Genomic DNA, 24,428 nt, shown 5'->3' on the forward strand with positions numbered 1-24,428 from the left:
GATTAATCGATTGTTGCATGTACAGCGACGCTAGATCTTTCATCGACGCCATGGGTGGTTACCGTTCTCTAGCCGCTCGTTTGAGAATTGGTGCCACGACACTTCATACGCACATGATGTCCGGGTTGCTTCCTCCGAAGTGGTACGGAGCTTTGGTCGCCTTGGCGAGCGAGAAGGGCATGGAACCACCGAGCCGTTCATTGTTTGCATTCGAGAAATTGCCTCCTCCGCCGGTGACTGAGCAGGCTGGAGATGCTGCATGATTAACCTTCAAATCGTGGTTTCATCGTTGATCTGTCGCACTCACGTCACGACCTGCCAAGGAAACGAGGTATCCCATGGCTGACGATGTGATCCGGGGTCAGTTTGACGGATTGGTCCGTCGCGCGGGCGGGGTCGACGCGGTGGCCGCGATCCTCGAGGCACGGCATGGCTCCGGCACCAAGGGCACTGTCAGCAAGATGTGCCGGGGGCAGATTGGCGTAACGATCGACGCGGTGGTAGCGGTCGAGGATTTCCTCGGCAGCTATCCGATCACCCGCCGCCTGATCGAGCGGATAGGCAAGGATCCCCAGCCGGCGCAGCCGCTCTCGGAATTGGCCGCGACCTGCGCGGTGGCAGCGGGCGAGGCGCATGGCGCCTTGGTGCGGGCCATGTCGGAGACCAGTGCCGGCGGGTCTGCCCTTACGCGAGGTGAGCGCACCGAAGTGTTGGCCCGGATGCGCACCGCGCGAGAAGAAATGGATCAGATCATCGCGGCCGTCGAAGGGATGGCCGCGCCGTGACCCTGCCTGTCGAATATCCCCCGTGTCCTGGCCTGCCTGTGCCGAAACCCACGGTGGATGGCCCCTGGTCCGCGTCTGCTCGCGCGGGCCGGGGCTCCGGAATTTGCGTAGCGGCCCCGTCTTGTGGGCTTCATGACCGAAGGGGCGCGGTGCTGCGCAATGCCCCGGCCGGGGAAAGAGAAACGCCTCGGTCAACCTCCCTCAACTGGCGGCGCACAGGTTCTCTTGGACCTGCTGCGCCGTCTCTTTTGGGCGGTGCCGGGCCATGAGTTCATCCGAGGAGACCCACTCGGGCCCAACAGCATCCGGGGCCGATCCGCCGATCCGAACCTGATCCCCGCGCAGGCCCCGGCAGAGGGCCGCGCACCCGCGAGGGCCGTAAAGGCCGGTAGCCGAGGCAGGCTGCTCGAAAGACGACAGGGCACGGCGGACGCCGTGCCAACAGGCATGTGAGGACGACATGAGCCACAAGGCGACGAACTGGGCGATCGAGCAACGGGGGCTGAGACCGGCGACGAAGCTGGTGCTATGGCACCTTTGCGACCGCCACCATCCCGACAACGGCTGCTTTCCCTCGCAAGAGACCCTGGCGCACGACTGCGAGATGTCGCGCAGCTCGGTCAACGAGCATCTGAAGCTGCTGGAAGACGCGGGGCTGATCCGTCGCATCCAGCGCAGCGACCGCAAGAACAGGCGCCGGATCTCGACCCTCTATCTCTTCGCCTTCGACTTCCCGGACGGGGATGCGCGGCCCGATGCCGAGAAGCCGGATCCTGCGCCGTCCAACGATAGCGGAGAAGCCGGGGAAACCGATGATCCGGCCGGAAAGCCGTGTCCGGATTCTGGACACGGAGCCGTGTCCGAAAAACCCCGAAAGCCATGTCCGGAAATCGGCAAAAGCCATGTCCAGAATCTGGACACTAACCCTGTAAGGGAACCTTTAAAGAACCCGCGCGCGCGAGCCGACGGTGACGGTTTGTCGAAAATCGCGGCGTTCTGGGTCGAGCAGATCAAGGCGGCCAGGACAGCGGGCAGTTCCTCGATTGCGCCGGCCGTGGCCGACGAGATCAGGCGCAGCGGGCTGCTGAGCGAAGCGCAGCTGAAGTCAGCCGGCATCGACATCCGAAAGCGCGCAGGCTGAGAAAAATGGGGATGGGACACATGGCAGGACAGCAGGCATCCACAAAGACGACGGCAACCGTGGCTCCGCAGGAAGGCAACCGCGCACGGGTCCGCAGGCTCTTCATCGAGCCACTGACACGGGACGGGATGCGGTTCAGGCACGGCACGCCGCCCGACGAGCAGCGCCGCCGGCTCGACCAGATGGCCGATGACCTGGGCTATCTCAGCGACGCCTCGCTGACGGTGCTGGCGGGCTGCATGGTCAGCAAGGGCGAGGGCGCGAACAAGGTGTTTTGGCCCAGCCGGGTCAGCATCCTGGGCTATGCCGAAGCCCGCGAGCCGCGCCCGCTCGAGGAAGTGCCGGGCCTGCGGTCCTGGTTCGTGTCAGCCGCGGGGCGCAAGGCCGCCGGGATCCCGGGACGGCTGGTGGCCGAGTTCGGGTTCTGGAAGCGCCACAAACGGCCGCCGCTGGGGGACCGGGAATGGGACGCGGTGAACCGCAACGCGGGCGACTATGCGCGTCGCGTCGAGCTGACACGGGACCGCCAGGCACGCGGCGTCCAGGTCGATCCCAACGATGAGAACTGGCTGGCGCGCTATGACGCGACCGACGCGATGCTGCGCGGCTGGCTGGCGGACGTGGACGGTGACGCATGACGGAACTGCGCAAGCTCCAGACGGCGCCACAGGGCAGGGTGCGCCGCCCGATCAGCATCCAGCGCCTGCTGGAATGGGCTTTCGCCGATGAGTGCGCGTCGATCGACTTCGAGGACGCGGGCACGCTGGCGCAGGGCTATCGGAACGTGGGCACCGAGTGGGTGCTGATGCAGCGCTGTCTGATAGGCTGCAGCATTGATGGGGGCGGCCGGTCCGAGCCGGATCCGGATGCCGACCTGGTGGCCTCGGCCGTCGCTTGCCTGCCCGAAGGCTGCGGTGGAAGGCGCATGGCGGTGCAGCTGGCGGAGCTGGCCCGGGCACGCCGGGTTCCAGACGCCTACGTTGGCGTGGTGCCCCGCTGCGAGCCGGTGGGTTGGCATATCAATCCACATGGGCGCAGGGCGGTAACAGAGCATCTGGGCTACCTCGATGACCGCAGCGGGCGCAAGCCGCGCCGGCACGATGTGAGGGTCTGTCCTGTCGTCTACCGGCCCGCGGCCCACCAGATCGCAGCGGCGCGCCGCAATTATTTGCAGTGGTGGTCGGCGCTGCTTGAACTGCGGATTACCTTTCAAATACAGAACGATATGTCGCGCTGGTCGGTCAGTGACGACATGCCGCCGCGCACGCCCTGGAAAAAAGATCTTGCCGAATAATCGTTGCCCCCCTAGACAAGATGCCAGCACCATATTCGCGCCCGGACCGGTAATCCCGCTCCGGGCGCTTTGCGTTTGGGACAGCATCAAGGGACATCGATGGGCAAGCTGAAGGGCAAGGGGCTGAAGCCGAGGCTTCGGTCGCTGCCGCCGCGCGTCGTGCCTCGGGATATCGATGTGCCTGGCGAGGGTGCGGCGCGCCGATCGAAGGACTGGCTCAACACCGCACGCTGGCAGCGGCTGCGCGAGCGGGTGCTGCTGCGCGACGGCTACATCTGCCAGCAGACAGGCATAGCACTGATCGGCAGCTATCCCGCGCCGAACAGCGCGGTGGTGGATCACAAGGTGCCGCATCGCGGTGACCCGGACCTGTTCTGGGATGAGGACAACCTGCAGTCGGTGGCCAAGAGCTGGCACGACGGCATGAAGCAATCGATGGAGAAGCGCGGGCTGGCATGAGGGGGGGCGGGTCAAAACCCTGCCACCCTCCAGCCGCCAGACCCGCCCTCCCACTAGTCGGAGATTTTTTTCTGGTGGAACGGGGTTTTGACCTGCTGGGCGATCCGATCCCGGAGGGGCGCGGCCAGCCCGGCGCGACCGGGCACATCGCGACCGCGAAAAATGTCAACAAAGTCAGGTGGTTGCTGCTGGCTGGCTGGAAGAAACCGAAGATCGCGCAGGAGCTGGGCATCTCGATCCCGACGCTGAACAAGCATTATTTTAAGAACCGCTCGATCAAGGACGCGGTGCTGCTCGCGGCCGCCGAGGCGCGCGGCCGCACGCTCCTGCAGCTCGACCAGGCGGCGCAGGCCGGATCGGTCCCGGCGATGAAGGAACTGGCGAAGCAGGCCCGGCAGGTCGAGCTCGACTGCCTGGCGAAGGACCTCCGCACGCCGAAGGCGGATCCGAAGCCGCTGGGCAAGAAGGAACAGCGCAAGCAGGATGCGCGCCCCGACGGCACCTGGGACTTCCTGCCGCAATCGAAGGAAGTGCACTGATGCCGTTCGATGCGCCCTTCGACGGGGATCTGTCCTGTCCCGATTGGGTCGAGAAGCTGAAGGCCGGCAAGACGCCGATGCCCGAGGTGCCCGTCGACGAGGCCCGGGCCAGGGTGGCGGTGCGGGTCTTCGACCAGCTGAGGCTGCCGGACGTGGCGGGCCAGCCGCGGCTGGGCGACGTCGGCGGCGACTGGTTCCGCGACATCATCCGGGCGCTCTTCGGCTGCGTCGATCCGAAGACCAAGGTGCGCCACATCAGCGAGCTGTTCCTGCTGGTGCCGAAGAAGAACTCCAAAACCACCAACTCGGCGGCGCTTGGGCTGATCGCGCTGATGATCAACGAGATCCCGAACGCCAAGATGGTGATCATCGGGCCGACGCAGGGGGTGGCGGAGACCTGCTTCGGGCAGGTGCAGGGCATGATCGGGGCGGATCCGGACCTCGCCCGGCTGTTCCACGTCCAGGATCACCTGAAGAAGGTGACCTACATCCCGACCGGCGCGGTGCTGCAGGTGCGGTCCTTCGACATGAACGTGGTAACGGGCGGTATCCCGATCTTCGCGATCATCGACGAACTGCACCTGATGTCCTCGCGCAGCTACGCCAAGAAGGTGATCGGGCAGATCCGGGGCGGGATGAACAAGCCGAACTGCCTGCTGGTGTTCATCACCACGCAATCGGTCGACGACCCGGCGGGGATCTTCCGCACCGAGCTGCTGAACGCCCGCGCGGTGCGCGACGGCAAGACGCCGGCAGAGGGGCTGCTCGCGGTGCTCTACGAGTTCCCGGAGGAGATGCAGGCCGACAAGGCCAAGCCGTTCCTCAACACGCGGCTGTGGTACATGGTGATGCCGAACCTCGGGAAGTCGGTGTTCATCGATCTGCTCGAGCGCGAGTACCGCAAGGCCAAGGCGAAGAGCGTCGAGGATCTGCAGCTCTGGTTGTCGCAGCACCTCAACATCCAGATCGGCGTCGGGATGCACAACGACCGCTGGATCGGGGTCGATTACTGGGAAGACTGCGGCGACGACGATCTGAGCCTCGAGGAGATCAAGGCGGTCTGCGATGTCTGCGTGGTGGGCATCGACGGCGGCGGCCTCGACGACCTGCTGGGCCTCGCGGTGATCGGCCGGCACGCGGAGACCCGCGACTGGCTGCACTGGGCCAAGGCATGGGTGCAGGATGACGTGCTGAAGGACCGGCCGGAGATCGCCGAGCGGCTGCAGGACTTCGACGCCTGCGGGGACTTGCAGATCTGCAAGGACCTCGGCGCCGACCTCGAGGAGCTGGCCGACATCTGCGCCGATCTGAACGACGCGGGGCTGCTGCCCGAGGATGCGGCGATCGGGCTCGACCCGGAAGGGGTGGCCGACATCGTCGATGCGCTGGTGATGCACGGCATCTCGGATGACCAGATCACCGCGATCAGCCAGGGGTACCGGCTGAACGCCGCGATCAACGGTCTGCCGCGCAAGATGAAGAAGGGCACCTTCCGCCATGGCAACCAACCGATGATGGCCTGGTGCGCCAGCAATGCCAAAACCGAGGTGAAGGGAAACGCCCGCATGGTCACGAAACAGCGCTCCGGCGTCGCGAAGATCGATCCGCTGATGGCGACCTTCGACGCCGTCATGCTGATGAGCCGCAACCCGGAGGCCTCGGGCGGGCCGTCGGTCTACGAGGCACGCGGGGCGGTGGTGCTCTGATGGGACTTCTGAACTGGCTGGCCGGGCCGCGCAACGCCGTGCAGGAACAGGGTGGCGGCAGGACCATCTCCGCGTCGGCGGACCTCGAGGAGGCCGTGCGGCACGCGAGCCTCGGCAACAGCGCGGGCATCGCCGTCACCACGACCTCGGCGATGCGGGTGGCGGCGGTTTATGGCTGTGTCCGCCTGATCTCCGGTGCGGTCGCGAACCTGCCGATCCACGTCAAGCAGCGGATCGACGAGGACACGCGCATCGAGCGGCCCGACCATCCGCTCTCCGCGGTGCTGCGCCGCCGGCCGAACGGGTGGCAGACGCCCTCGCAGTTCAAGCGGATGATGCAGGCGCACCTGCTGCTGCGCGGCAACGGATATGCCCAGATCGTCTGGTCGCGGGGCAGGGTGATCGCGCTGAACCCGCTCAACCCGGACCGCATGAAGGTGACACAGGCGGACGATCTGAGCCTGCGCTACGAGTACCAGCGCCGCGATGGGGTGCGGCAGGTCCTGCCGGCGGACACCGTGATGCACCTGGTCGGGCTGACGCTGGACGGGGTCACGGGGGTCTCGGTGCTGACCTACGCCCGCGAGGCGATCGGGCTCAGCATTGCCCAGGACCGGCACGGCGCCACCACTTTCCGCAACGGCGCGCGGCCGAGTTCGGTGCTGACCCATCCCGAGCAGCTGAGCAAGGAAGCCCAGGAGAACCTGCGCGCCAGCCTCGACGCCTACCGCAGCGGCGGGGAGAGCGAGGGCAAGGCGCTGATCCTGGAAGAGGGGATGACGGTCGCCGACATGTCGATGACCTCGACCGATGCCCAGTGGATCGAGAGCCGGAAGTTCTCGCGTGGGGACATCGCCATGTTCTTCGGGGTTCCGCCGCACATGATCGGCGACACCGACAAGACCTCGAGCTGGGGCACCGGCGTCGAGCACCAGTCGATCGGCTTCGTGACCTACACGCTCGAGGATCACCTGACGACCTGGGAGGAAACCGCGAACCGGGATCTTCTGAAGGACGAGGAGCCGAGCCTCTACTCCCGGTTCAACCGCAAGGCCCTGGTGCGGGGCGACATCAAGACCCGCACCGACCACTACACGAAGATGCTGCAGTGGGGCGTCTACAGCCCCAACGAGGTCCGGCGGCTGGAGGACAGCAACCCGCGCGAGGGCGGGGATGTCTTCTACGACCCGCCGAACACCGCAGGTGCGCGCAAATCCGACGAAGGAGATGACGATGACAATCCGAACACTGCCTGAGGCCAGGACATTCCCGCGGCCGCAGAACTTCCAGTGGGACGCGCCGACCGACGTGCTGGCCAGGTGGGCGGCGACGCCCGCGGCTGCCGCTGACAGCGATGCCACCACCATCACCATGTTCGAGGTGATCGGAGAGGACTTCTGGACGGGGGGCGGGGTGACGGCCAAGCGGGTCTCTGCCGCGCTGCGCGCGATCGGGGACCGGGACGTGACGGTCAAGATCAACTCGCCCGGCGGTGACATGTTCGAGGGGATCGCCATCTACAACCTGCTGCGCAAGCACCCGGCGAAGGTCTCGATCGAGGTGATGGGCTGGGCGGCCTCGGCCGCCTCGATCATCGCCATGGCGGGCGACGATATCCGGATGGGTCTCGGCACCTTCATGATGGTCCACAACGCCTGGGGCGGGGTGATCGGCAACCGCCACGACATGCGCGAGGCCGCCGAGATGTTCGACGGCTTCGACAGCGCGATCGCCGACATCTACGAGGCCCGCACCGGGCAGGACCGCAGCACCGTTACGGCGCTTATGGACGCGGAGACCTTCATGGGCCCGCAGGACGCGGTTGCGAAGGGCTTTGCGGACAGCGTCGACGAGGGTCTGTCGCTGCCGGACGACGACGACACGCAGAACGCCGGGCAGCGACCGCTGAACGCCGTTCGGCAACTCGATGCCATCCTGGCACAACAGGGCATGTCCCGTGGTGAACGCCGTAGCTTCATCCAGGACGTCAAAAGCGGCACGCGCAACGCTGCCGATCCCGCCATGCAGGACGCTGGCGCCTTCGCAGCCGCCGCCCAGGCGCTGCTTCAAACCATCAAATCGTAAGGGAAACACGATGACCAAGATGATCAACCCCGCGCGCCTGCGCGGCTTTGCGGTTGCGCGCGCGGATGCCAGCAACCCCACCCAGATCCTCAACGAGATGCGCACGGCGTTCGAGGCGTTCAAGGAAGAGCGCGACAAGGAGCTGGCCGACCTGAAGAAGGGCATGGGCGATCTCGTCCAGTCCGAGAAGGTGGACCGGATCAACAACGAGATCACGTCGCTGCAGAAGTCCCTGGACGCGGTGAACATGTCGCTCTCCGCGCTGCAGATCGGCGGCGCGGGCGGCGGCGGTGCCGATCCGGACGTCTCCGCCCACGCCACCGCCTTCAACAAGTGGTTCCGCAAGGGTGAACGCGCGATTGACGCCGATCTGCGCGACCTCGAGGTGAAGGCGTCGCTGACCACCGACAGCGATGAGGACGGCGGCTATGTCGTGCCCGAGGAGATGTCGAGCACCATTGACCGCGTGGTCGGCACCGTGTCGGTGATGCGCGACATCTCCCAAGTGATGACCATCTCGACGGACAGCTACAAGAAGCTGATCAACATGGGCGGCGCCGGCTCCGGCTGGGTGGGCGAGAAGCAAGCGCGTCCGCAGACCGATACGCCGACCCTGCGCGAGCTGGTCTTCAACATGCAGGAGATCTACGCGAACCCCGCGGCGACCCAGAAGATGCTGGACGATGCGCGCGTCGACATTGCCCAGTGGCTTGCCAACGAGGTCGCGATCGAGTTCGCCGAGCAGGAAGGCGCCGCGTTCATCTCCGGCGACGGGGTGAACCGCCCGCGCGGGATCCTGTCCTACGACAAGGTCGCGAACGACAACTATACCTGGGGCAAGATCGGCTACGTGCCTTCGGGCAAGGCCGGCGGGTTCGCCGATGCTTCGGCCACGACCAGCCCGGCCGATGCGCTGATCGACCTGCACTACGCGCTGAAGCAGCAGTATCGCAACGGTGCCAGCTGGCTGATGTCGGATGCGACCATGGGCAAGGTGCGCAAGTTCAAGGACGCGGACGGCAACTTCATCTGGAACCTGCCCCAGGGCACGGCGGAGCTGCCGACGATCCTGAACAAGCCGGTGCGCACCGACGACAACATGGGTAAGGTCGAGGCGGGCAAGTTCCCGATCTCCTTCGGCAACTTCCAGCGCGGCTATCTCATCGTCGACCGCTTCGGCATCCGCGTCCTGCGCGATCCCTACACCAACAAGCCCTACGTGCACTTCTACACCACGAAGCGGGTCGGGGGCGGCGTGCAGAACTTCGAGGCGATCAAGCACCTGAAGATCGGCACCTCCTGATCCTTCGGGATCGATCCCGAAAAACACCACCGGGGCGGCACAGCTGCCCCGGATCCCCGACACACATCATCACAGGAGAGGCACATGAAAGACCTCGTATCCAAGATCGGGCCCATCGTGGCCCTTGCCCCGGCCATCGTGAGCGCCACCGCCACCAGCGCGGCGCTCGACCTGCTGGGGTTCAAGAGTGCTGTGCTCATCGTCCAGTCCGGCGCCATCGAGAGTGCCGGCGACTTTACGGTGACGTTGCAGGAATCGGACACCACCACCTCGGGCGACTTCACGGACGTCGCGGCGGGTGATCTCGAAGGCGAACTGCCCGACACGCTGGCAGCCGACACCGTCTACAAGCTCGGCTACACCGGCACGAAGCGCTACCTGCGCGCGGTCGCGACCAAGAACGGCGGCACCTCGATCGGTCTCAGCATCACGCTGATCAAGGGCCATCCCGAGAGTGCGCCGGTTGCCTGATCCGTTTCCGAAGGAGGGCGGCGGATTGCCGCCCTCTCTGCAAGCGGATTGGAGCTGCAGATGCTGACGACAAGACCCATCCTGGAGGACCCGCCGGACGAGATGGTGGTGAGCACCGCGGAGATGAAGGCGCATCTGCGCGTCGATTTTGCCGATGACGACGCCCAGATCGAGGGCTTCATCAAGGCGGCGACCGCGCGTCTCGATGGCTACGCCGGGATCCTCGGCCGCTGTCTGGTCACGCAGACCTGGTCGATGCGGATCTCGGACTGGCCCAAGTCCTGCCTGCTGCTGCCGTTCCCGGATGTCTCGGCCGCCCTCATCGAGTACCAGGACAGCGACGGCGATGACCGGCCGGTGGATGCCGGCATGTACGAGCTGGTCGAAGGGCCACGCGGCAGCTCGGTGCTGCTGCGCCCGTCCTTCACGCGTCCGGCGGTGTTCCAGGACGTGGAGATGCCGATCACCCTGACGATGACCGCGGGCTACGGTAATCCGGCCGCGGTGCCGCACCCGATCAAGACCGCCATCATGATGCTGGCGGCGCATTTTTACGCGCACCGCGGTGCGGCCGAGAAGGCGGAAACCATGCCGTTCGGCGTAAGCGCCCTGGTCGCGCCCTACAGGCGGGGGTTGCTGTGAACGCCGGTGACCTGATCGAGCGCGTGGCCTTCGACGCGCCCACGGCCGCCAGCGACGGGCAGGGCGGCATGGAGGAGGGCTGGACCGAGCGCCATGCGTGCTGGGCGAACTTCAAGTACCTGCGCGGCGGGGAGACGGTCCAGCAGGCGCGGCTGTCGGGGCGGCAGCCGGTGGTGGTCACGATCCGGGTCTGCGAGGCCGCGCAGGCCATCGGCAGGGACTGGCGCATGCGCGACACCCGCCGTGGCGACATCTACAACGTGAACGCGATCGTGCAGACGGATGACCGCGCGTTCCTCGAGATCACGGCCACCGGTGGGGTGGCAGTCTGATGGCCGCGCCTGCGAACGAACTGCAGGCCGCGATCTACCAGATCCTGCGGGCCGACAGCGCCGTGAGCGCCCTTGTCGGCGACGGGGTCTTCGACCGGGTGCCGAAGGCGGGGGACGTTCCTCCCTACATCACCTTCGGGCCCTCGGACGAGATCGAAGCGGACATGCTCTGCATCACCTCGGCCGAGCACAGTCTGCAGATCGACGTCTGGTCCGAACGGCAGGGCGGGTTCAAGGAATGCAAGGAGATCACCTACGCGGTGAAGAAGGCGCTGCACGAGGTGGAGATCGACCTGCCGACCCATGCCCTGGTGCAGATCAGGGTCGTGCGCCGGCTGCACCTGCGCGAGCCCGACGGGATCACCTCGCACGGGGTGGTGACCGTCGAGGCGGACATCGAGGAGGCCGGGTGATGGTGCAGGGGCTGAAGGAGTTCAACCGACGCTGGACCCAGATCCCGAAGCTGGTGCGCCAGGCCGCGATCGAAACGCTGGAGATGAACGCCGAGGAGCTGGTCGCAGCGATGCGCGCCGTCCTGCCGCTCGACGAGATCGAGATCGCCTGGACGTGGGGCACGCCGCCCAAGGGCGCGATGACCCTCGGCAAGGTCGGCACCTCCGACCGGGGGCTGCTGATCACCGTCTACGCGCGGGCCGACGACTTCAATCCGGCGTGGTTCGAGTTCGGCACCGGGCCCCGCTTCACCAGGGCGGGGCGCTACACCGGCCAGATCCCGGCGAGCCCGTTCTTCTGGCCGACCTACCGGGCGAAGAAGCGGCGGCTGAAGTCCCGGATGACCCGCAACATCACCAAGGCGATCCGGAACGCATGACGCGGCCGGCGCCGACACCACGGCAACCCCAAGCAGGACAGGAGACACGATGAAGATCAGGGTGCTTGAAGACGCGCATCACCGCCTCGGCGGCGCGCGCAGCCAGAGCTTTCGGGCGAATGGCGGCAGTGAAGGAAAGGGCATCTACGATGTCCCAAAGGCGACGGCGGATGCGCTGATCGCACGCAAGGTGGCCGAAGCCTTCACCGGCCCCGAAACCCGGCAAAAGGAGGCGTAAGCCATGGGAACCGGAAAACAGACAAAGCGGCTGGTCGTGCAGCTCGGCGATGGTGAGGACCCGGAGGTCTTTGCCCATACCTGCGGTGCGAACACCTTCGGCATCACGCTGACCAACAACCTCGGTGAGAACACCGTGCTCGATTGCGACGATCCGCTGGATGTCCCGGCGGTGATCGTGCGGCACCTCGAAAGCCAGGACACCAGCGTAACCATCTCGGGCATGGTCACGACCGAGGCCTGGCCGACCTGGCGGGGCTGGGCGGACGGGGGCACCGAGAAGAACATCAAGATCTTCCTCGATGAGACCGCCGCCAACAACGGTGGGTTCTGGACGCTGCCTGCCTATCTTACCTCGCTCGAGCTGGGCAAGGAGAACAGCGGCAAGGTGACCTTCAGCGCGACGATCTCCGGTGCGGGTCAGCGCGCCTGGACCGACGCCTCCTGATGGCGGAGGTCATTGCGGACTGGGCCGGGGCAGAGCGTCTGTTCCGGCTCGACCTCGGCGGGGTGCTGGATCTCGAGGAAGCCTGCCACCGAGATGCCATCGGCAGCATCTTCCTGCGGATCAGCACCGGCCAGTTCAAGGCAATGGACGTGCATCACGTCCTGCGGCTGGCCCTGATCGGGGGCGGCATGGCCAAGGTCGAGGCCAAGCAACTGCTGGACGATCGGTTCGACACGATCCCCTATCTCGAAAGCGCGACGCTCGCGGGCGAGATCCTGATCGCGTTGATGTCGGGGGTGGAAGAGGGCGAGGCGGACGATGCGACGGGCGATCCGGCGCCCTGGAAGTTCTCGGAGCTGTCGCAGATCTGCCGGGTGTTCAACATGTCGCCGGCCGACCTGCGCGCCATGAGCTATCCCGACTTCCTCAACATGCTGAAGGGCTACAACGCGACCACCGCCCAGAAGGCCGCGCCGCCCACGGAAGAGGAGTTCGAAGAGATCCTCGCCAAGTATGAACCGGAGGCCTTGCGGCAATGAACGATGTCCAAACGGCGCTGGTCCTGCGGATGGAGGCCACGCTCGCCAAGTTCGAGAAGCAGATGGCGCGCGCCCGGAAGGTCGGGACCGACGCGGCCACCAGTCTCGAGCGCCAGTTCAGGCGGTCCAACGACCAGATGGCGGCAAGTGCCGAGCACAGTGCCCAGGCGATAGCGCGCCAGATGGACCAGTTGCGGGCGAAGTACGATCCGGTCTTCGCCGCGTCGAAACGCTACGAGAAGGCGCTGGAGGAGCTGAACCGCGCACAGAAGCTCGGGGCGCTGACCTCTGCGCAGCATGAACGGGCGCTGGAATCGCTGAACGCGGAATACACGCGGGCCACTTCAGCGGCGGGGCAGGCGGCAGGCGCCATGACCGGCCTGCGCGGCTCGACCATGCTCAGCGGTTCGGTGATCCAGAACTTTGCATACCAGGTCGGCGACTTCGCCGTGCAGGTCGGTTCCGGTGCGCGCGCTTCGCAGGCGCTGGGGCAGCAGCTGCCGCAGCTCCTCGGTGGCTTCGGCGCCATGGGGGCGGTGCTCGGGGCCGTGGTCGCGGTGGCCATTCCGCTGACCACGGCCCTGGTGAACATGGGCGGGGCCGGGGCGGATCTCGAGGATCTGCTGGAAGAGCTCCGGAACGCGGTGGGGGAATACTCGGCGGCGGTGCAGAGCGCGATCATCCCGACCGAGGAGCTGCGCGAGAAATACGGCACAGCGACGGCCGCCGCGCGCGAGTTCCTGAGCGCGCTGGTGGAGATCAACCAGGTGAAGGCGCTCGAAGAGGTCCGGACCTCGCTTGCCGCCATCGCGGAGCAGTTCGGCGGGCTGGGCGATGACCTGATCAACGTGGGCGGTGTGAAGCCGCTGCGCGAGATCGAGATCACGGCGGGCGAGATCGCGGAGCAGTTCGGCATCACGGCAGAGGAGGCGCTGGTGCTCGCCGAGGCGATGCGCACCCTCTCGGAGGCCGAGGGCATCCGCGCACAGGTGGATGCAGGCAGTGACCTTCTGGATCTGATGATTGCCACGCTGGGTCCGATCGAGAGCATGTCGGGCGCCGCGCGCCAGCTGGCGGAAGAGCTGTCGACCGCCGGCGTTGCCGCGGCGGAGGTCAAGGCGAACGTGGATCGGACGAGCTTTGGCGTCGATGATCTCGTGGCGGGGCTGGCCAATGCCGGCTCGAACCTGGCCACGATGATCGGCGACGCGGGGGCATTGGGCGACAACATGTACCGCGCCGCAAGCGCCGCGTGGAGCTTCCTCCAGGCGCGGGCGCGCGAGAAGATGGCCTATGATACGACTGTCGGTCGTGGGCGGGGACAGGATCCGCGGCTCTTCGGCGGTTCGTTCGACGACGTCGGCACCAGCGACCCGCGCGTGCAGCTCGACCGGACCTCGACGGCAATCGACGAAGCGAACCGCAAAGCCGCCGAAAAGGCAGCGCGCGCCGGACGCCGGGGCAGGGGCGGCCGGGGCCGGCGCCGGAGCGAAGACAGCCTCTACGAGATCGGTCAGCGTGAACTGCAGACGCTCGAGCGGCAGATCGAGCTGATCGGCAAGTCGGACGCGCAGGTGGCGGAGCTGACCGCGCGCTACAAGCTGCTGGATGAGGCGAAGAAGCGTGGGCTCGATCTCGATGCGCGGCATGCCGGCAGCAGCAAGACCGTCCGCGAGCAGATCGACGAACAGGCGAAGGCAGTCGGTCGCCTGACCGAGAAGGCAGACCAGTACAGGGAACGTGCGGCCTTCATGGCGGATATCAACCAGGACCTGAAGGACGGCTTCATCGATGCGATCATCGAAGGGGAGAACTTCGAGGATGTGCTGTCCAATCTGGCCAAGCAGCTGGCCAAGGCCGCATTGCAGGCCGCGATCTTCAACGAGGGGCCCTTCTCCGGCGGAGGCGGGCTCGGCAGCTTCTTCGGCAGCCTCCTGACAGGCAAACGCGCGACTGGCGGCCCGGTGCGGTCGGGTGGTGCGTACTTGGTCAACGAAAACACACCTAACTCGGAGGTGTTCGTGCCTTCGCAGTCGGGTGCAGTCCTGAACGTGGCGCAGGCGCAAGCGGCCCTACACGGTGCGGCCGCGCAATCCGCTGCGACGGGAAACTCGGTTGTGCGGATTGAGCTCGGCGAGGGGCTGGTCGGCCAGGTGGTGGCGCAGGCGCGAGGCCAGACCGTCCAAATCGTCGGGGCGGCGATGAAAACCCAGCAGCGCGGGTTGGGCAACAGCGTGCAGTCGTATCAATACCGGGGTACCAGCTGATGAACCGTGAAATCGTAGACGTCTCGCGCGGGCTTTTTGCGCAGCTCACTTTCGACTGGGATATCGATTGGCGGGGCCAGTCGATCGGCGAAACCACTTCAGGTGTGAGCAAAGTGGTCTACAACGCCTTTCCGCGTTGGGTCGGGTCGCCAACCGTGCTTCTGAACCGGGCGCAGATCTCGCAATGGCGCGCGGTCCGTGCATCGGCGCGCGGGCTGGTCAACCTCTACCGCATCCGCATGTGCGACCCGATCGGATCAGCTCACTCCTTTGCCGGCGCAACCCAGGCGACACGCAAGCGCGGACTTCCGTTCGCGACGGGGCGACGGTTCTCGACCGGCTGGGGCTTCAGGTTCGAGCCTTTCGTCGAGGCGGTCGGTGCAGCGCTGGCCGGGGCCGAGACCATGCGCATCGAGATCCCCTCGGGAGGCATCGCGCCGGTCGTGGGGCAGATCATGAGCCACGACGACTTGCCGTTCATGGTGACATGGATCGAACCGATCTCGGCCGACACCTTCGAAATCGGTATCCAGATGCCCTTGCGCCGCGCGATCCCGGCCGGCGCGGAAATCAGGATGCGGGGGACGGGCATATTCGAGGCGACGGAAGAGGCCATGGGGTTGCCGGCCTATGGCGCCGGCCGCACCAGCACACCGCGCTTGCTCCTGCAGGAATGGCTGCGATGACTTTCTTTCCTGCCGGTTTCGACCCGCGCGATGACCGTGTTGCCCTGCTCGACCTCGTGGAAGTGGACACGCCCGACGGGCCCGGTCGATTTCTGATCGGCGTCGACGGCGTGTTCCGGGACGTGGACGGCAATCAGTGGATCGGCTCGCAGCTCGTCGCCGTCAATGGCCTGAAGAGCGCCATCGACGGGATCGCACCGGAGGGCACCGCCACGCTGTCCTATTTCCAGGATCCGGAGGCGGCGAACCTGATCGCCCAGCTGCGCGCGTTGGGATCGGACTACATCGCCGGGCGCAAGATCACCTTCTACGTCCAGCCGCTTCAGTCGATGTCCGAGTTCTACGCCCCGACCTTGCCACCGGTGCAGTGGATGCAGCGGGTGATGAAGAATACCGCGTTCGCCGCGCAGGGCGCGCTTGACCGATCTATTTCGCTGACCTTCGAGGCCTGGTCGGAATATCGCCGCTCGGCACGCCGCATCGCGATGAATACCGAAGGACATGCCCGTCTGACCGGAGCGCCGAACCCCTCGCTGGAGTTCGCGCCGACCGTCGACTTCCAGGAAGAAAAGCTGTTCGGATGACGCCCTTGTTCCAGGAATTGCACCGCTGGATGTCGCTTCCCTTCATCTGGGGCGAAACCGACTGCATGCTGGTGCTGGCCGACTGGATCCGAACGGTGCGTGGCGCTGATCCAGCCGATCACATCCGAGGCACCTATGACAGCCCCGGATCGTGCCAGCGCGAGACGGGCTTTCTGCGGACGCCCGTGGAGGCCGTAGAGAAATGCCTCTCGACCATCGGGGGTCTGCCTCGGGTCGATGAACCCGCGCCGGGCGATATCGCGCTGATCCGCATCGCGGACGGGCGCGGCGGGCTGATGACGGCGGGCGCGATCTGGACCGGCACCGCATGGGGCTGCAAAGGGCCGGAGGGAACAACGACGATCAGCCCGCGAGCGGTGGTGGAAGTGACGGCAATCTGGGCTGTGGGTTATGCGGCGTAAAGTCTTCGTGGCGGTGCTGATGTCGAGCACGTTTCTGTCATCGCCCGCCGCCGCCATGCCGCAGGTCGCGGGCTTTCTGCTGGGCGCGATCGGGGTGCAGGCCACGGCGCTGGTGGGCACCTTTGCCTCGGGGCTGCTGAATGCAGGCTTTGCCGCCGGCGCGACGTTCGGCGCGACGGCTTTCGGTGGTTTCCTGGTCCGCACGGTGGTCGGCCTGGGCTTGTCGGCCCTGTCCGCCGCGCTTGCACCAAAGCCCAGTTTCCCGCCGCCGGCGGCCCGGATGGCAAACTTCGCCCAGCCGATCAGCTATGCGGAATGGGTGTTCGGGCGGGTGCGCAAAGGCGGGCCGCTGGGTTTTACCGGGTTCCACGAGAACCGGCGTTACTATGTGCCGATCATCGCGGCGCATTCGACCAGGGGGCCGGTCGAGCACTGGCTCGATGAGAACGTGGTGCAGGTGGATGCGGAGATCGCCGATCAGACGGAAAGCAACATCCTGGAGCCAGCGAAAGCCGCGGGCTTCGGTCGCATCGATGTCTTCACGGGGCAGGGCGGTCAGACCGCCGATCCCGGCCTGCAGTCGGCATTTCCCGAGATCACCGACGCGCATGATTTTGCAGGGCTGTCGGGCGCTTATGTCTGGGCCAAGCGCCCGCCCGGCAGCCAGTTCTCGGAAGTCTACCCGCGCGGCCGGGAATGGGCCTATACGCCGGTCTGGGAGGGCCACGACCAGATCCTCGATCCGCGCGACGGTCAGCGGCAGTACACCAACAATGCAGCGCTGGTGCTGGCCTTCTGGATCACGGAAGTTCTCGGGCAAGGGTCGATTGGGATGCGGTGGCGATCGAGGCGGATGTCTGCGACCAGCTGGTGACCAACGCAGAAGGCCAGCAGCAACCGCGCTGGACCATCAACGGTGTTCTGCAGGATGACCAGCAGTTCGAGGACCAGCGCGCCCAGATGGCGGCCGCCTGCGATGCGTTTCTGTTCGAGCGCCCCGACGGCAAGGTCGGGTTCCTGGTCGGACGCTGGATCGCACCCCAGATCACGCTGGGCGCCGGCGACTTTTTCTCGCTTGAGATCAAGGATGGCGGGTTCGGGTTCAGCGCGCCCTCGGAGGTCGCGGCCACCTATATCGAGCCGGATAACGCCTGGCGGGAGACACCCAGCGGGGCGTGGGTCGAAGCGCCCGGCGAGCAGTCCCGGCGGGACGAGCCACAGCTCTACATGGTGCATTCGCACAACCAGTGCGCCCGCCTCAACAAGAGGTTCGCCAAGACCGCCCGACCGCAATATGCGCTGCGCGGCACCATCGGCGTGATCGGCTACGAGTTGATCGGGCAGCGTTTCTTCCGCGCGGTTCATCCTGAAATGGGGATCGATGCCTATTTCGAGATCGGCGAACTGGCTCGGGAGGGTGCCGGCGTGTTCAGCCTGATCGCAAATTCCGTCGAGCCGGACGACTTCTCGTTCGACCCGGCGACGGAAGAACCGGACAGGCCGGTGTTCAATTCGGTGGTCACGGAAGACACGGTGCCCGACCTCACCGGGCTGGCCGTGACACCGGTCGGTGCTGGTGCTGTGGATGTCACCTGGACAGCCCCCGACGCCAGCCTGCAACAGCAGCTGCGCATCCGAGAGGCCGGCACCGAGGACTGGCAGATCCTGTCCGTGGCCGAGGGGCAGTCGAACTACACGATCATGGCGCTGATCGATGGGCGTTCCTACGAGTTGCAGGGGCGGAACAGGACGCCGGCGCTGCGCCCTGGGGGCTGGTCGCCCGATCCGGCGCTGACGTTCACAGTGGTGGCGAACACGGAAGCGCCGCAGGCCTTGCTGCTGGCTACGGTTGATCCAGTGGGGGCGGGTGCCCTGGTGCAATGGGCGACCGGGAACGATCCGAACCAATACGCGGTCCGTGTCTATCGCGGCCCGACCCTCGCGACGGCGGACCCCGTTGTGCTGGCGATCAGCGGGGCGAACACCTCGGCGTCCTTCACCGATGCCGTTGCCCTCGGCACCTATACCTATTGGGCCGCGCCCATCAACGGCTCGGGGGTCCTGGGGCCGGTAAGCGGTCCGCTGAACGTCACCGTGACCTGACGCCACTGACACCTTTGACCGAATTCCCGCGCCCGCGCGGCCCATTGGGCTGCGCGCCGGTGCTCCACGACACGTCCAGAAAAAGAGGCCAGCTATGGTGACCAAGAGCCCGTCCCTCGTGATGCGGGGCAACCCGCCTTCGGCATTGCACGAACCCGATCCATTGGAACTGGTGACGCTGTTCAATGAGATGCTGGCGAGCATCGACATCGCCCTTGGCGACCGGACCAAGCCCTACTTCCTTGTGGTCGATGGCCAGTCCGACATCGACGACGAACAGGCGGCCCAGGCGGGCGGCGATCTTTCGACAGACCCCCGGATCAGGGTGCAGACGGCCAGCGGCTGGCAGATGATGGACCCGGCCAATGGCGTCGGCAACCGCATCGGTCGCAACTCGATCGGGTTCCAGGCCGCGAAATACATCCTGAGCGAGGGGTATCCCCTGGTCTACCTGGTCGACCTCGGCACCGCCGGCCGACCGATCGAGGACTGGATGGGCGATGGCAAGGACTCGGAACTCTACGTCGCGTTGAAGACCGTCGTTGAAACTGCTCTGTCGTCGCTGGAACTGGTCGCTGCCGGCATCACCGAACTGAGCGGGTTCGGCTGGGCGCAGGGCGGATCGAACAACATGGATTCCTTCGAGGAATACAAGGAAAAGCTGCGCACCTTCTTTATCGACCTGCTGCCGACCGAAAGCTGGTTCTCGCTGCGCACGCCCGTGGCCATGCAGGACATCGGGACGGCCACCGGCTTCAACAAGATGGATGGCGTCATCACCCAGGACATGATGGCGGAGTTTCCCTATATCCTGGTCTACCGCACCAACGATCTGGCGCGGGACTTTCCGGGCGACGGCGGCAACCACCTGACCGGCCCGGCCATGGACGAAGCCGGCCGCCGCATGGGGGCGAACCTTTTGACGCGGCGTCCGGCGCTTCCCTTCACGGACAAGTCCAAGGTCTTTGGCGAATTCACGATGTGGCTCGAACCGTTCCAGGGCTACGGCATGAAAGCGATCTACGACGCCGCAACCGGCCAGGCGCGGCTGGCGGCGTTCAACGGATCGGTGGGCGCGAGTTCCACGAACTACCTCGGCTGGGATTTCGTGGCACCAGGCGCGGCGCGGGCCGTTCTGAGATCGTCCGTCGCGGTCGATCTGCTGGGTCCGGCTGCGACGGTCGAAGGCAACTTGTTCGTTGGTGATGTTCTGCGGGTCAGCGACATCGGCCACGTGCGGGTGGGCGAGTTCACCGCCGCGCAGTTCGATGACCCAGCGGCGCCGGTCAATACCCATGACGGCAAGGGCAGGGGCGCGCTGGCGGTAAACGTGACCAACCAGGCGCTGATGCGCGCCTCCGGAGGCGGCGACACGTCTGGCTGGTACGGCACATATCCCGACTTCTTCCAGACGCCAGATGGCGAGGAAGTGCCGCTGGCACCGATCGCGGACCGGCAGCCGGCTGTCTTCGAGACGTTTGAGGGGTTTGAAGCCTGGCGGAACGCGCCTCCTGCCGCTGTACCTAACAAGGCGATGGCTTTCGCGGATGGGGTCAGCTTCAAGAAAGACAGCAGCGCCCCAGCAAGCGCCTACCTCAACCTCTGGGTGCCACCTGACGACATTCTCACCACGAACCACATGGGATCGTCGTCCGACATCGCCAGCGATTTCAAGGGTATCGCGGAAGAAATGATCCGGATGTCCGGTTTGAAGGGCTGGATCGCGCATTTCAAAGCACCGCCTGACGGCACCCCTTTCCGGTACTCGTATCTGGACTTCCTGACAACGGGGCGGATCGTTCGCATCCGCGGTGACCGCAATGCCGAGTTCTTCCCGGAAGAACGGTTTCAAGTGTTCGATTGCGACGGCAGCACCACGATGTTCGATCTGAACCCGGCGATCTGGGCCTACGACGGCTCGTCGGAAGGGTTTCAGGCCGGCGTCATTGCAGCGGACGGAAGCACCGAGACCAAGCTGACCGTAGGCACGGACATCAGCATCGCTCAGGTCGGCGGCGTGTGGCGGCTGACCACGACAACGGCCCCGGCTGGCGGCACGAAACTCAAGGTCATTTCGGCCCGGTCGGCAATGTCATTTTCCGCAGGCGGCACAGGCGCGGAGCTGCATTGGGACGGTCATTTCCGTATCAACCTTTCGGAGAGTGGTCAGGTGAAGTCGGCAGGTGGCCGCTCCGGCCTAGCGCCCAAAGGCATCGACCATCTCAGGCACGGCGGCATCGTGCACATCTACGGTTCACCTACGTCAAACTTTGAGGCGCCGTTCTTAGACCAGCGCGGCGACAGCGGCTTTGTGCCGGTCGATTTCAAGACCATGATCGGTAACGGCGTTATCATCGCCGACTACCTGTGCGATTGCGGCATCTATGTCAGCGGCGGCGGCGCGGCGGGCGACACGTCGGACGATCCGCTTATGTGCGTGCTGCCTTCTCTGCTTACTCGCGGAACAGGTCAGGTGCTTAAAGACACCCGAGAAATGAACTACGGGTACGCCCCCTATGTGTTCGGGGTTGACCAGTACGGCGGCTATGTCAACGCGGCGCAAGACGGCATCAGCCAAGGACAAAACTTTGTCATCAACCACGCCCGCTTCGTGAAGACGCGTCGCACTCCGGTCGACCTCCGCGCGTCGAACCACCCTGTCACGATCAATCATCTCTCCGTCGAGGACTTTGGATACGAACCAGACGGCGAGGGCGGGCTGAACGCAGTGAACGGGGCTGAGGGTATCTGGTTCAACAGTTCTCGCGGCGCGACAGTCAAGCAAGCCGAGTTCACACTGCGCGAGTGGCCCGCGCCGGAAGGCTTTGTTGTCAGGTTCGAGGGTGACGAGTGCTACGGCAACCGTTTTGAGGGCGTGGCGATCGGCTATGACAACCTTGTACGGAACAGGGTCACCAGCACCGCAGCCGCGGCAAACTCGGTCCATATCCGCCATACGGATGCGACGACGCTCTATACGACCGAAGGCGGCACGGCTATCGACAACGTGCGGCATATATTCGAGAACATGGATACCGACGAGCGGATTGCGCGCCTGCATGTCCCGAAAATTTTCCTGACGGAAATCTACCACGGGGGCGAGACACCTCCTGCACAACTCAATCGGAAGTTGGAATATACCCGCGACGACAACGGCTATGTGGAGTTTACGCTCGACGTGCAATCGACGGGCTGGACCTTCACGCCAAGCGGAAAGACTGTTCGGGTCAGCCTACCGTTTACAGCTGCATCGCTGGAAGGGCAGAGTTTCCTTTGCAAAGCCCTGCCGATCAGCGGCTTGGGTAAGACCGGAACCAACATCGAACTGGTCGGAGAGATACCAAACGGCCAAAGCTACATGGAATTCCGCTGGCGAGACCTCAGCGGAACATCTGGCGGCCTTCTTACGGACAACGATCACACATCGAATATCCGGCTTAAGGCGACGGGCCGGTATCGTGCGGTTGCGAACGGAATAAGCTGATGTCCCGCTTCAATCCCATGCGCCTGAACCTGCTGGAACAGGGCAGGGCGACCGAATGGCTGGCCAGCTTCGTGATGCTGGCTTTCGCGGTTACCCTGTCCCTGCCGGGCGAAACCCTGGCCTCGCCGTCCTTCCGGGCCTTCCGGGCGATCGGCCTCGATGACGCGGCCATCGCCACGCCAATGGCGCTGCTGGCCACCGCGCGGCTTTGCGCACTCTACATCAACGGCACGCTGCCACGCCGCACGCCGCTCATTCGCATGATCGGGGCGATCGTCGGCACTTGTGTGTTCTCGATGGTCGCGATGGGCCTCTACTGGCCCGTCCTGAAGTTCGACGTCCCGACCAGCACCGGGGTCGGGACCTACCTTGTATTGGCGTTGTTCGACGCACTCTCGGCCTACAGGAGCGGCGCTGATGTCCGACTGGCTCAACAGTTTTCTGAGCAATCTCGATAAGGAAACGGTCACGGTCCTGGGCACGGGCTTTGCCGCTGCCGTGGTAGCCCTGGTCGCAGGGCTGCGGGGCATCAAGCGGGGTCAGCCGACCAGCGCGGCCCTGACCGATACCGCGAACGCCATCACCAAGATGAGCTGCGGCGCGCCCGAGCTGACGCCGCTGCTGCGCAAAATGCTGGCCAACCAGCAGGAGCAGAACCTACGCCAGATCGAGATGGCCGGCGACATCCAGCGGATGGGCGAGAAGATCACGCGCATCGAGGATCGAACGCACCGCTGATCCACCAGACAACCCGTAACCCGGCCCGCCATCGCGCGGGCCTTTTGCATTGGGGAAACACCATGGCATTGAAGTATTCCGCCCGCGACCGGGACATCCAGATCGCCCTGAAAAAGCGCGGGTTTGATCCCGGCCCGCTCGACGGGTTGAAAGGTCCGCGCACCTCGGCCGCGATCATCGCGTTCAAGCGCTCGATCGGCTTCCGTGCTCGCGACTACGTGGGGCCGCTGACCTGGGCGGCGCTGCACCGCCGGGAACCACCCGAAACGCCAGTGACCACCGCGCCCGTGCCCTGGCTGGCCGAAGGCTACAAGCGGATGGGCCTGCACGAGGTCCGCGACAACGGCATCCTGCGCCGCTGGCTGGGCAGCGACGGGCACGCCCTGGGCGACCCGTCCCGCTTTCCCTGGTGCGGCGACTTCGTGGAGACCTGCATCCGCCTGGCGCTGCCGCAAGAGGATATGTCGCCACTGCGGGGCAATCCCTACTGGGCGCTGAACTGGCGGCATTTCGGCCAATCCTGCCGGCCGGCGGTGGGCGCGGTGATCTCGATCACCCGCAACGGCGGCGGGCACGTCGCCTTCGCCGTGGGCGAGGACGAGCGCCGCATCTACTGCCTGGGCGGCAACCAGCGCAACAGCGTCAGTGTCGTCCCGATCGACAAGAACCGGTTCGTGCCGGCGTCCTGGCGCTGGCCGTCCACATGGCCGCTGCCCGCACCGGGCCTGCCGCCGATGACCTCGGCCGAGGCATCCAGCATCAACGAGGCTTGACGCCTCCTCATCCCGAAAGGAAAGACCAATGAACGACATCCTTCTGACGCAGATCATGCAGATCCTGATCCCGATCATCGCCAGCATCCTGACCGCCATTTTCGGCGCGGTCGGCATCGCGGCGCGCCGCTATCTGGGTGAGCGTGCCACCGCAATCCTGCGTGAGGCCCTCCATGAGGCTTTCGACCGTGCCTTGGCAAAGGCTGTCCAAGACGGCAGCAACAGCCCGGAGATGGACGCAGTGGCTTATATCGAGGCCACCATGGGCGACACGGTGAAACGGCTGAAGGCGTCCACGGGGGGACTGTTGAAGAGGGCGCAGGCGCAGATGGCTGGGAATGAAAGGCTCTCGAGGTCGCAATCTCCACGACATCTGAAAGGCCAGGAGAAACCATGAGATCGTAGTGATGTCGTCAGCGCGGCCGCCTTGACAGACTCACGGGCTTGAAGCTTAATTTTCGTGTCATATTGGCGGCAACGCATTTTCAATACACGCAAACGAATTGGGGTGGGTCTGCAGGTTTCAGGCCCATTCCAATCAAGCTGATTTTCATGAAA

29 protein-coding genes are annotated in these 24,428 nt (G+C 65.4%); all 29 read left to right on the plus strand.

What is annotated here, in order from left to right:
• Nucleotides 1-338 precede the first annotated feature (338 nt).
• The gene (locus BOO69_RS08235) at nucleotides 339-785 is read left to right on the plus strand and encodes a hypothetical protein (protein WP_071971730.1); all 447 of its coding nucleotides are present in this window, start codon (nucleotides 339-341) and stop codon (nucleotides 783-785) included.
• A 460-nt stretch (nucleotides 786-1,245) separates the two neighbouring features.
• Nucleotides 1,246-1,926 carry a helix-turn-helix domain-containing protein gene (locus BOO69_RS08240; protein ID WP_071971731.1) on the plus strand — a complete coding sequence of 227 codons (681 nt, stop codon included), beginning with the start codon at nucleotides 1,246-1,248 and terminating at the stop codon, nucleotides 1,924-1,926.
• A gap of 20 nt (nucleotides 1,927-1,946) precedes the next feature.
• Entirely contained in the window at nucleotides 1,947-2,564 is a 618-nt protein-coding gene (locus tag BOO69_RS08245) for a hypothetical protein (protein ID WP_071971732.1), read from the plus strand.
• On the plus strand, nucleotides 2,561-3,220 hold the full coding sequence (locus BOO69_RS08250; RefSeq protein ID WP_071971733.1) for a hypothetical protein: 660 nt from the start codon (nucleotides 2,561-2,563) through the stop codon (nucleotides 3,218-3,220). Before BOO69_RS08245 ends, BOO69_RS08250 begins: the two co-directional genes overlap by 4 nt.
• 99 nt (nucleotides 3,221-3,319) lie before the next feature.
• Nucleotides 3,320-3,679: an HNH endonuclease gene (locus BOO69_RS08255; RefSeq protein ID WP_071971734.1), complete on the plus strand. Its 360-nt coding sequence runs from the start codon at nucleotides 3,320-3,322 to the stop codon at nucleotides 3,677-3,679.
• A 74-nt stretch (nucleotides 3,680-3,753) separates the two neighbouring features.
• Nucleotides 3,754-4,218: a hypothetical protein gene (locus BOO69_RS08260; RefSeq protein WP_071971735.1), complete on the plus strand. Its 465-nt coding sequence runs from the start codon at nucleotides 3,754-3,756 to the stop codon at nucleotides 4,216-4,218.
• Nucleotides 4,218-5,924 (plus strand): terminase large subunit, encoded by a 1,707-nt coding sequence (locus BOO69_RS08265; RefSeq protein WP_071971736.1) that lies wholly within the window; start codon nucleotides 4,218-4,220, stop codon nucleotides 5,922-5,924. Before BOO69_RS08260 ends, BOO69_RS08265 begins: the two co-directional genes overlap by 1 nt.
• Nucleotides 5,924-7,180, plus strand: a complete 1,257-nt coding sequence (locus BOO69_RS08270; RefSeq protein WP_071971737.1) for a phage portal protein — start codon at nucleotides 5,924-5,926, stop codon at nucleotides 7,178-7,180. The genes BOO69_RS08265 and BOO69_RS08270 overlap by 1 nt, the downstream gene beginning before the upstream one ends.
• Nucleotides 7,158-8,009: a head maturation protease, ClpP-related gene (locus BOO69_RS08275; protein ID WP_071971738.1), complete on the plus strand. Its 852-nt coding sequence runs from the start codon at nucleotides 7,158-7,160 to the stop codon at nucleotides 8,007-8,009. The genes BOO69_RS08270 and BOO69_RS08275 overlap by 23 nt, the downstream gene beginning before the upstream one ends.
• Before the next feature lie 10 nt (nucleotides 8,010-8,019).
• Nucleotides 8,020-9,312: a phage major capsid protein gene (locus tag BOO69_RS08280; RefSeq protein WP_071971739.1), complete on the plus strand. Its 1,293-nt coding sequence runs from the start codon at nucleotides 8,020-8,022 to the stop codon at nucleotides 9,310-9,312.
• 84 nt (nucleotides 9,313-9,396) lie between these two features.
• On the plus strand, nucleotides 9,397-9,783 hold the full coding sequence (locus BOO69_RS08285; RefSeq protein ID WP_071971740.1) for a hypothetical protein: 387 nt from the start codon (nucleotides 9,397-9,399) through the stop codon (nucleotides 9,781-9,783).
• Nucleotides 9,784-9,843: 60 nt separating this feature from the next.
• Complete coding sequence (locus BOO69_RS08290) at nucleotides 9,844-10,425, plus strand: head-tail connector protein (RefSeq protein ID WP_071973720.1); 582 nt, start codon at nucleotides 9,844-9,846, stop codon at nucleotides 10,423-10,425.
• Nucleotides 10,422-10,757, plus strand: a complete 336-nt coding sequence (locus tag BOO69_RS08295; protein WP_071971741.1) for a head-tail adaptor protein — start codon at nucleotides 10,422-10,424, stop codon at nucleotides 10,755-10,757. The genes BOO69_RS08290 and BOO69_RS08295 overlap by 4 nt, the downstream gene beginning before the upstream one ends.
• On the plus strand, nucleotides 10,757-11,170 hold the full coding sequence (locus tag BOO69_RS08300) for a DUF3168 domain-containing protein (protein ID WP_071971742.1): 414 nt from the start codon (nucleotides 10,757-10,759) through the stop codon (nucleotides 11,168-11,170). The genes BOO69_RS08295 and BOO69_RS08300 overlap by 1 nt, the downstream gene beginning before the upstream one ends.
• Nucleotides 11,170-11,589 carry a hypothetical protein gene (locus BOO69_RS08305; RefSeq protein WP_071971743.1) on the plus strand — a complete coding sequence of 140 codons (420 nt, stop codon included), beginning with the start codon at nucleotides 11,170-11,172 and terminating at the stop codon, nucleotides 11,587-11,589. The genes BOO69_RS08300 and BOO69_RS08305 overlap by 1 nt, the downstream gene beginning before the upstream one ends.
• A 49-nt stretch (nucleotides 11,590-11,638) precedes the next feature.
• Entirely contained in the window at nucleotides 11,639-11,827 is a 189-nt protein-coding gene (locus tag BOO69_RS08310; RefSeq protein WP_071971744.1) for a hypothetical protein, read from the plus strand.
• A 3-nt stretch (nucleotides 11,828-11,830) separates the two neighbouring features.
• Nucleotides 11,831-12,274 carry a phage tail tube protein gene (locus BOO69_RS08315; protein ID WP_071971745.1) on the plus strand — a complete coding sequence of 148 codons (444 nt, stop codon included), beginning with the start codon at nucleotides 11,831-11,833 and terminating at the stop codon, nucleotides 12,272-12,274.
• A complete protein-coding gene (locus tag BOO69_RS08320; RefSeq protein ID WP_071971746.1) occupies nucleotides 12,274-12,813 on the plus strand; it encodes a gene transfer agent family protein in 540 nt (179 codons plus the stop codon). The genes BOO69_RS08315 and BOO69_RS08320 overlap by 1 nt, the downstream gene beginning before the upstream one ends.
• Nucleotides 12,810-15,080, plus strand: coding sequence for a coiled-coil domain-containing protein (locus BOO69_RS08325; protein ID WP_071971747.1), 2,271 nt, complete (start codon nucleotides 12,810-12,812; stop codon nucleotides 15,078-15,080). The genes BOO69_RS08320 and BOO69_RS08325 overlap by 4 nt, the downstream gene beginning before the upstream one ends.
• Nucleotides 15,080-15,766 (plus strand): hypothetical protein, encoded by a 687-nt coding sequence (locus tag BOO69_RS08330; protein ID WP_071971748.1) that lies wholly within the window; start codon nucleotides 15,080-15,082, stop codon nucleotides 15,764-15,766. Before BOO69_RS08325 ends, BOO69_RS08330 begins: the two co-directional genes overlap by 1 nt.
• The gene (locus tag BOO69_RS08335; RefSeq protein WP_071971749.1) at nucleotides 15,763-16,350 is read left to right on the plus strand and encodes a hypothetical protein; all 588 of its coding nucleotides are present in this window, start codon (nucleotides 15,763-15,765) and stop codon (nucleotides 16,348-16,350) included. The genes BOO69_RS08330 and BOO69_RS08335 overlap by 4 nt, the downstream gene beginning before the upstream one ends.
• On the plus strand, nucleotides 16,347-16,772 hold the full coding sequence (locus BOO69_RS08340; protein ID WP_071971750.1) for a DUF6950 family protein: 426 nt from the start codon (nucleotides 16,347-16,349) through the stop codon (nucleotides 16,770-16,772). The genes BOO69_RS08335 and BOO69_RS08340 overlap by 4 nt, the downstream gene beginning before the upstream one ends.
• Nucleotides 16,762-17,646, plus strand: a complete 885-nt coding sequence (locus tag BOO69_RS23400) for a hypothetical protein (RefSeq protein WP_071971751.1) — start codon at nucleotides 16,762-16,764, stop codon at nucleotides 17,644-17,646. The genes BOO69_RS08340 and BOO69_RS23400 overlap by 11 nt, the downstream gene beginning before the upstream one ends.
• Nucleotides 17,610-18,875 (plus strand): phage tail protein, encoded by a 1,266-nt coding sequence (locus tag BOO69_RS23405; RefSeq protein ID WP_071971752.1) that lies wholly within the window; start codon nucleotides 17,610-17,612, stop codon nucleotides 18,873-18,875. Before BOO69_RS23400 ends, BOO69_RS23405 begins: the two co-directional genes overlap by 37 nt.
• Nucleotides 18,876-19,038: 163 nt before the next feature.
• On the plus strand, nucleotides 19,039-22,359 hold the full coding sequence (locus BOO69_RS08355; protein ID WP_156874893.1) for a hypothetical protein: 3,321 nt from the start codon (nucleotides 19,039-19,041) through the stop codon (nucleotides 22,357-22,359).
• Nucleotides 22,359-22,817, plus strand: a complete 459-nt coding sequence (locus BOO69_RS08360) for a hypothetical protein (protein WP_071971754.1) — start codon at nucleotides 22,359-22,361, stop codon at nucleotides 22,815-22,817. The genes BOO69_RS08355 and BOO69_RS08360 overlap by 1 nt, the downstream gene beginning before the upstream one ends.
• Complete coding sequence (locus BOO69_RS08365; protein WP_071971755.1) at nucleotides 22,777-23,097, plus strand: hypothetical protein; 321 nt, start codon at nucleotides 22,777-22,779, stop codon at nucleotides 23,095-23,097. The genes BOO69_RS08360 and BOO69_RS08365 overlap by 41 nt, the downstream gene beginning before the upstream one ends.
• A 62-nt stretch (nucleotides 23,098-23,159) precedes the next feature.
• Complete coding sequence (locus BOO69_RS08370) at nucleotides 23,160-23,870, plus strand: NlpC/P60 family protein (RefSeq protein ID WP_071971756.1); 711 nt, start codon at nucleotides 23,160-23,162, stop codon at nucleotides 23,868-23,870.
• Between the two features lie 28 nt (nucleotides 23,871-23,898).
• Nucleotides 23,899-24,267, plus strand: coding sequence for a hypothetical protein (locus tag BOO69_RS08375; protein WP_071971757.1), 369 nt, complete (start codon nucleotides 23,899-23,901; stop codon nucleotides 24,265-24,267).
• Nucleotides 24,268-24,428 lie beyond the last annotated feature (161 nt).

It is taken from the genome of Sulfitobacter alexandrii, assembly GCF_001886735.1.
Lineage (GTDB): Bacteria > Pseudomonadota > Alphaproteobacteria > Rhodobacterales > Rhodobacteraceae > Sulfitobacter > Sulfitobacter alexandrii.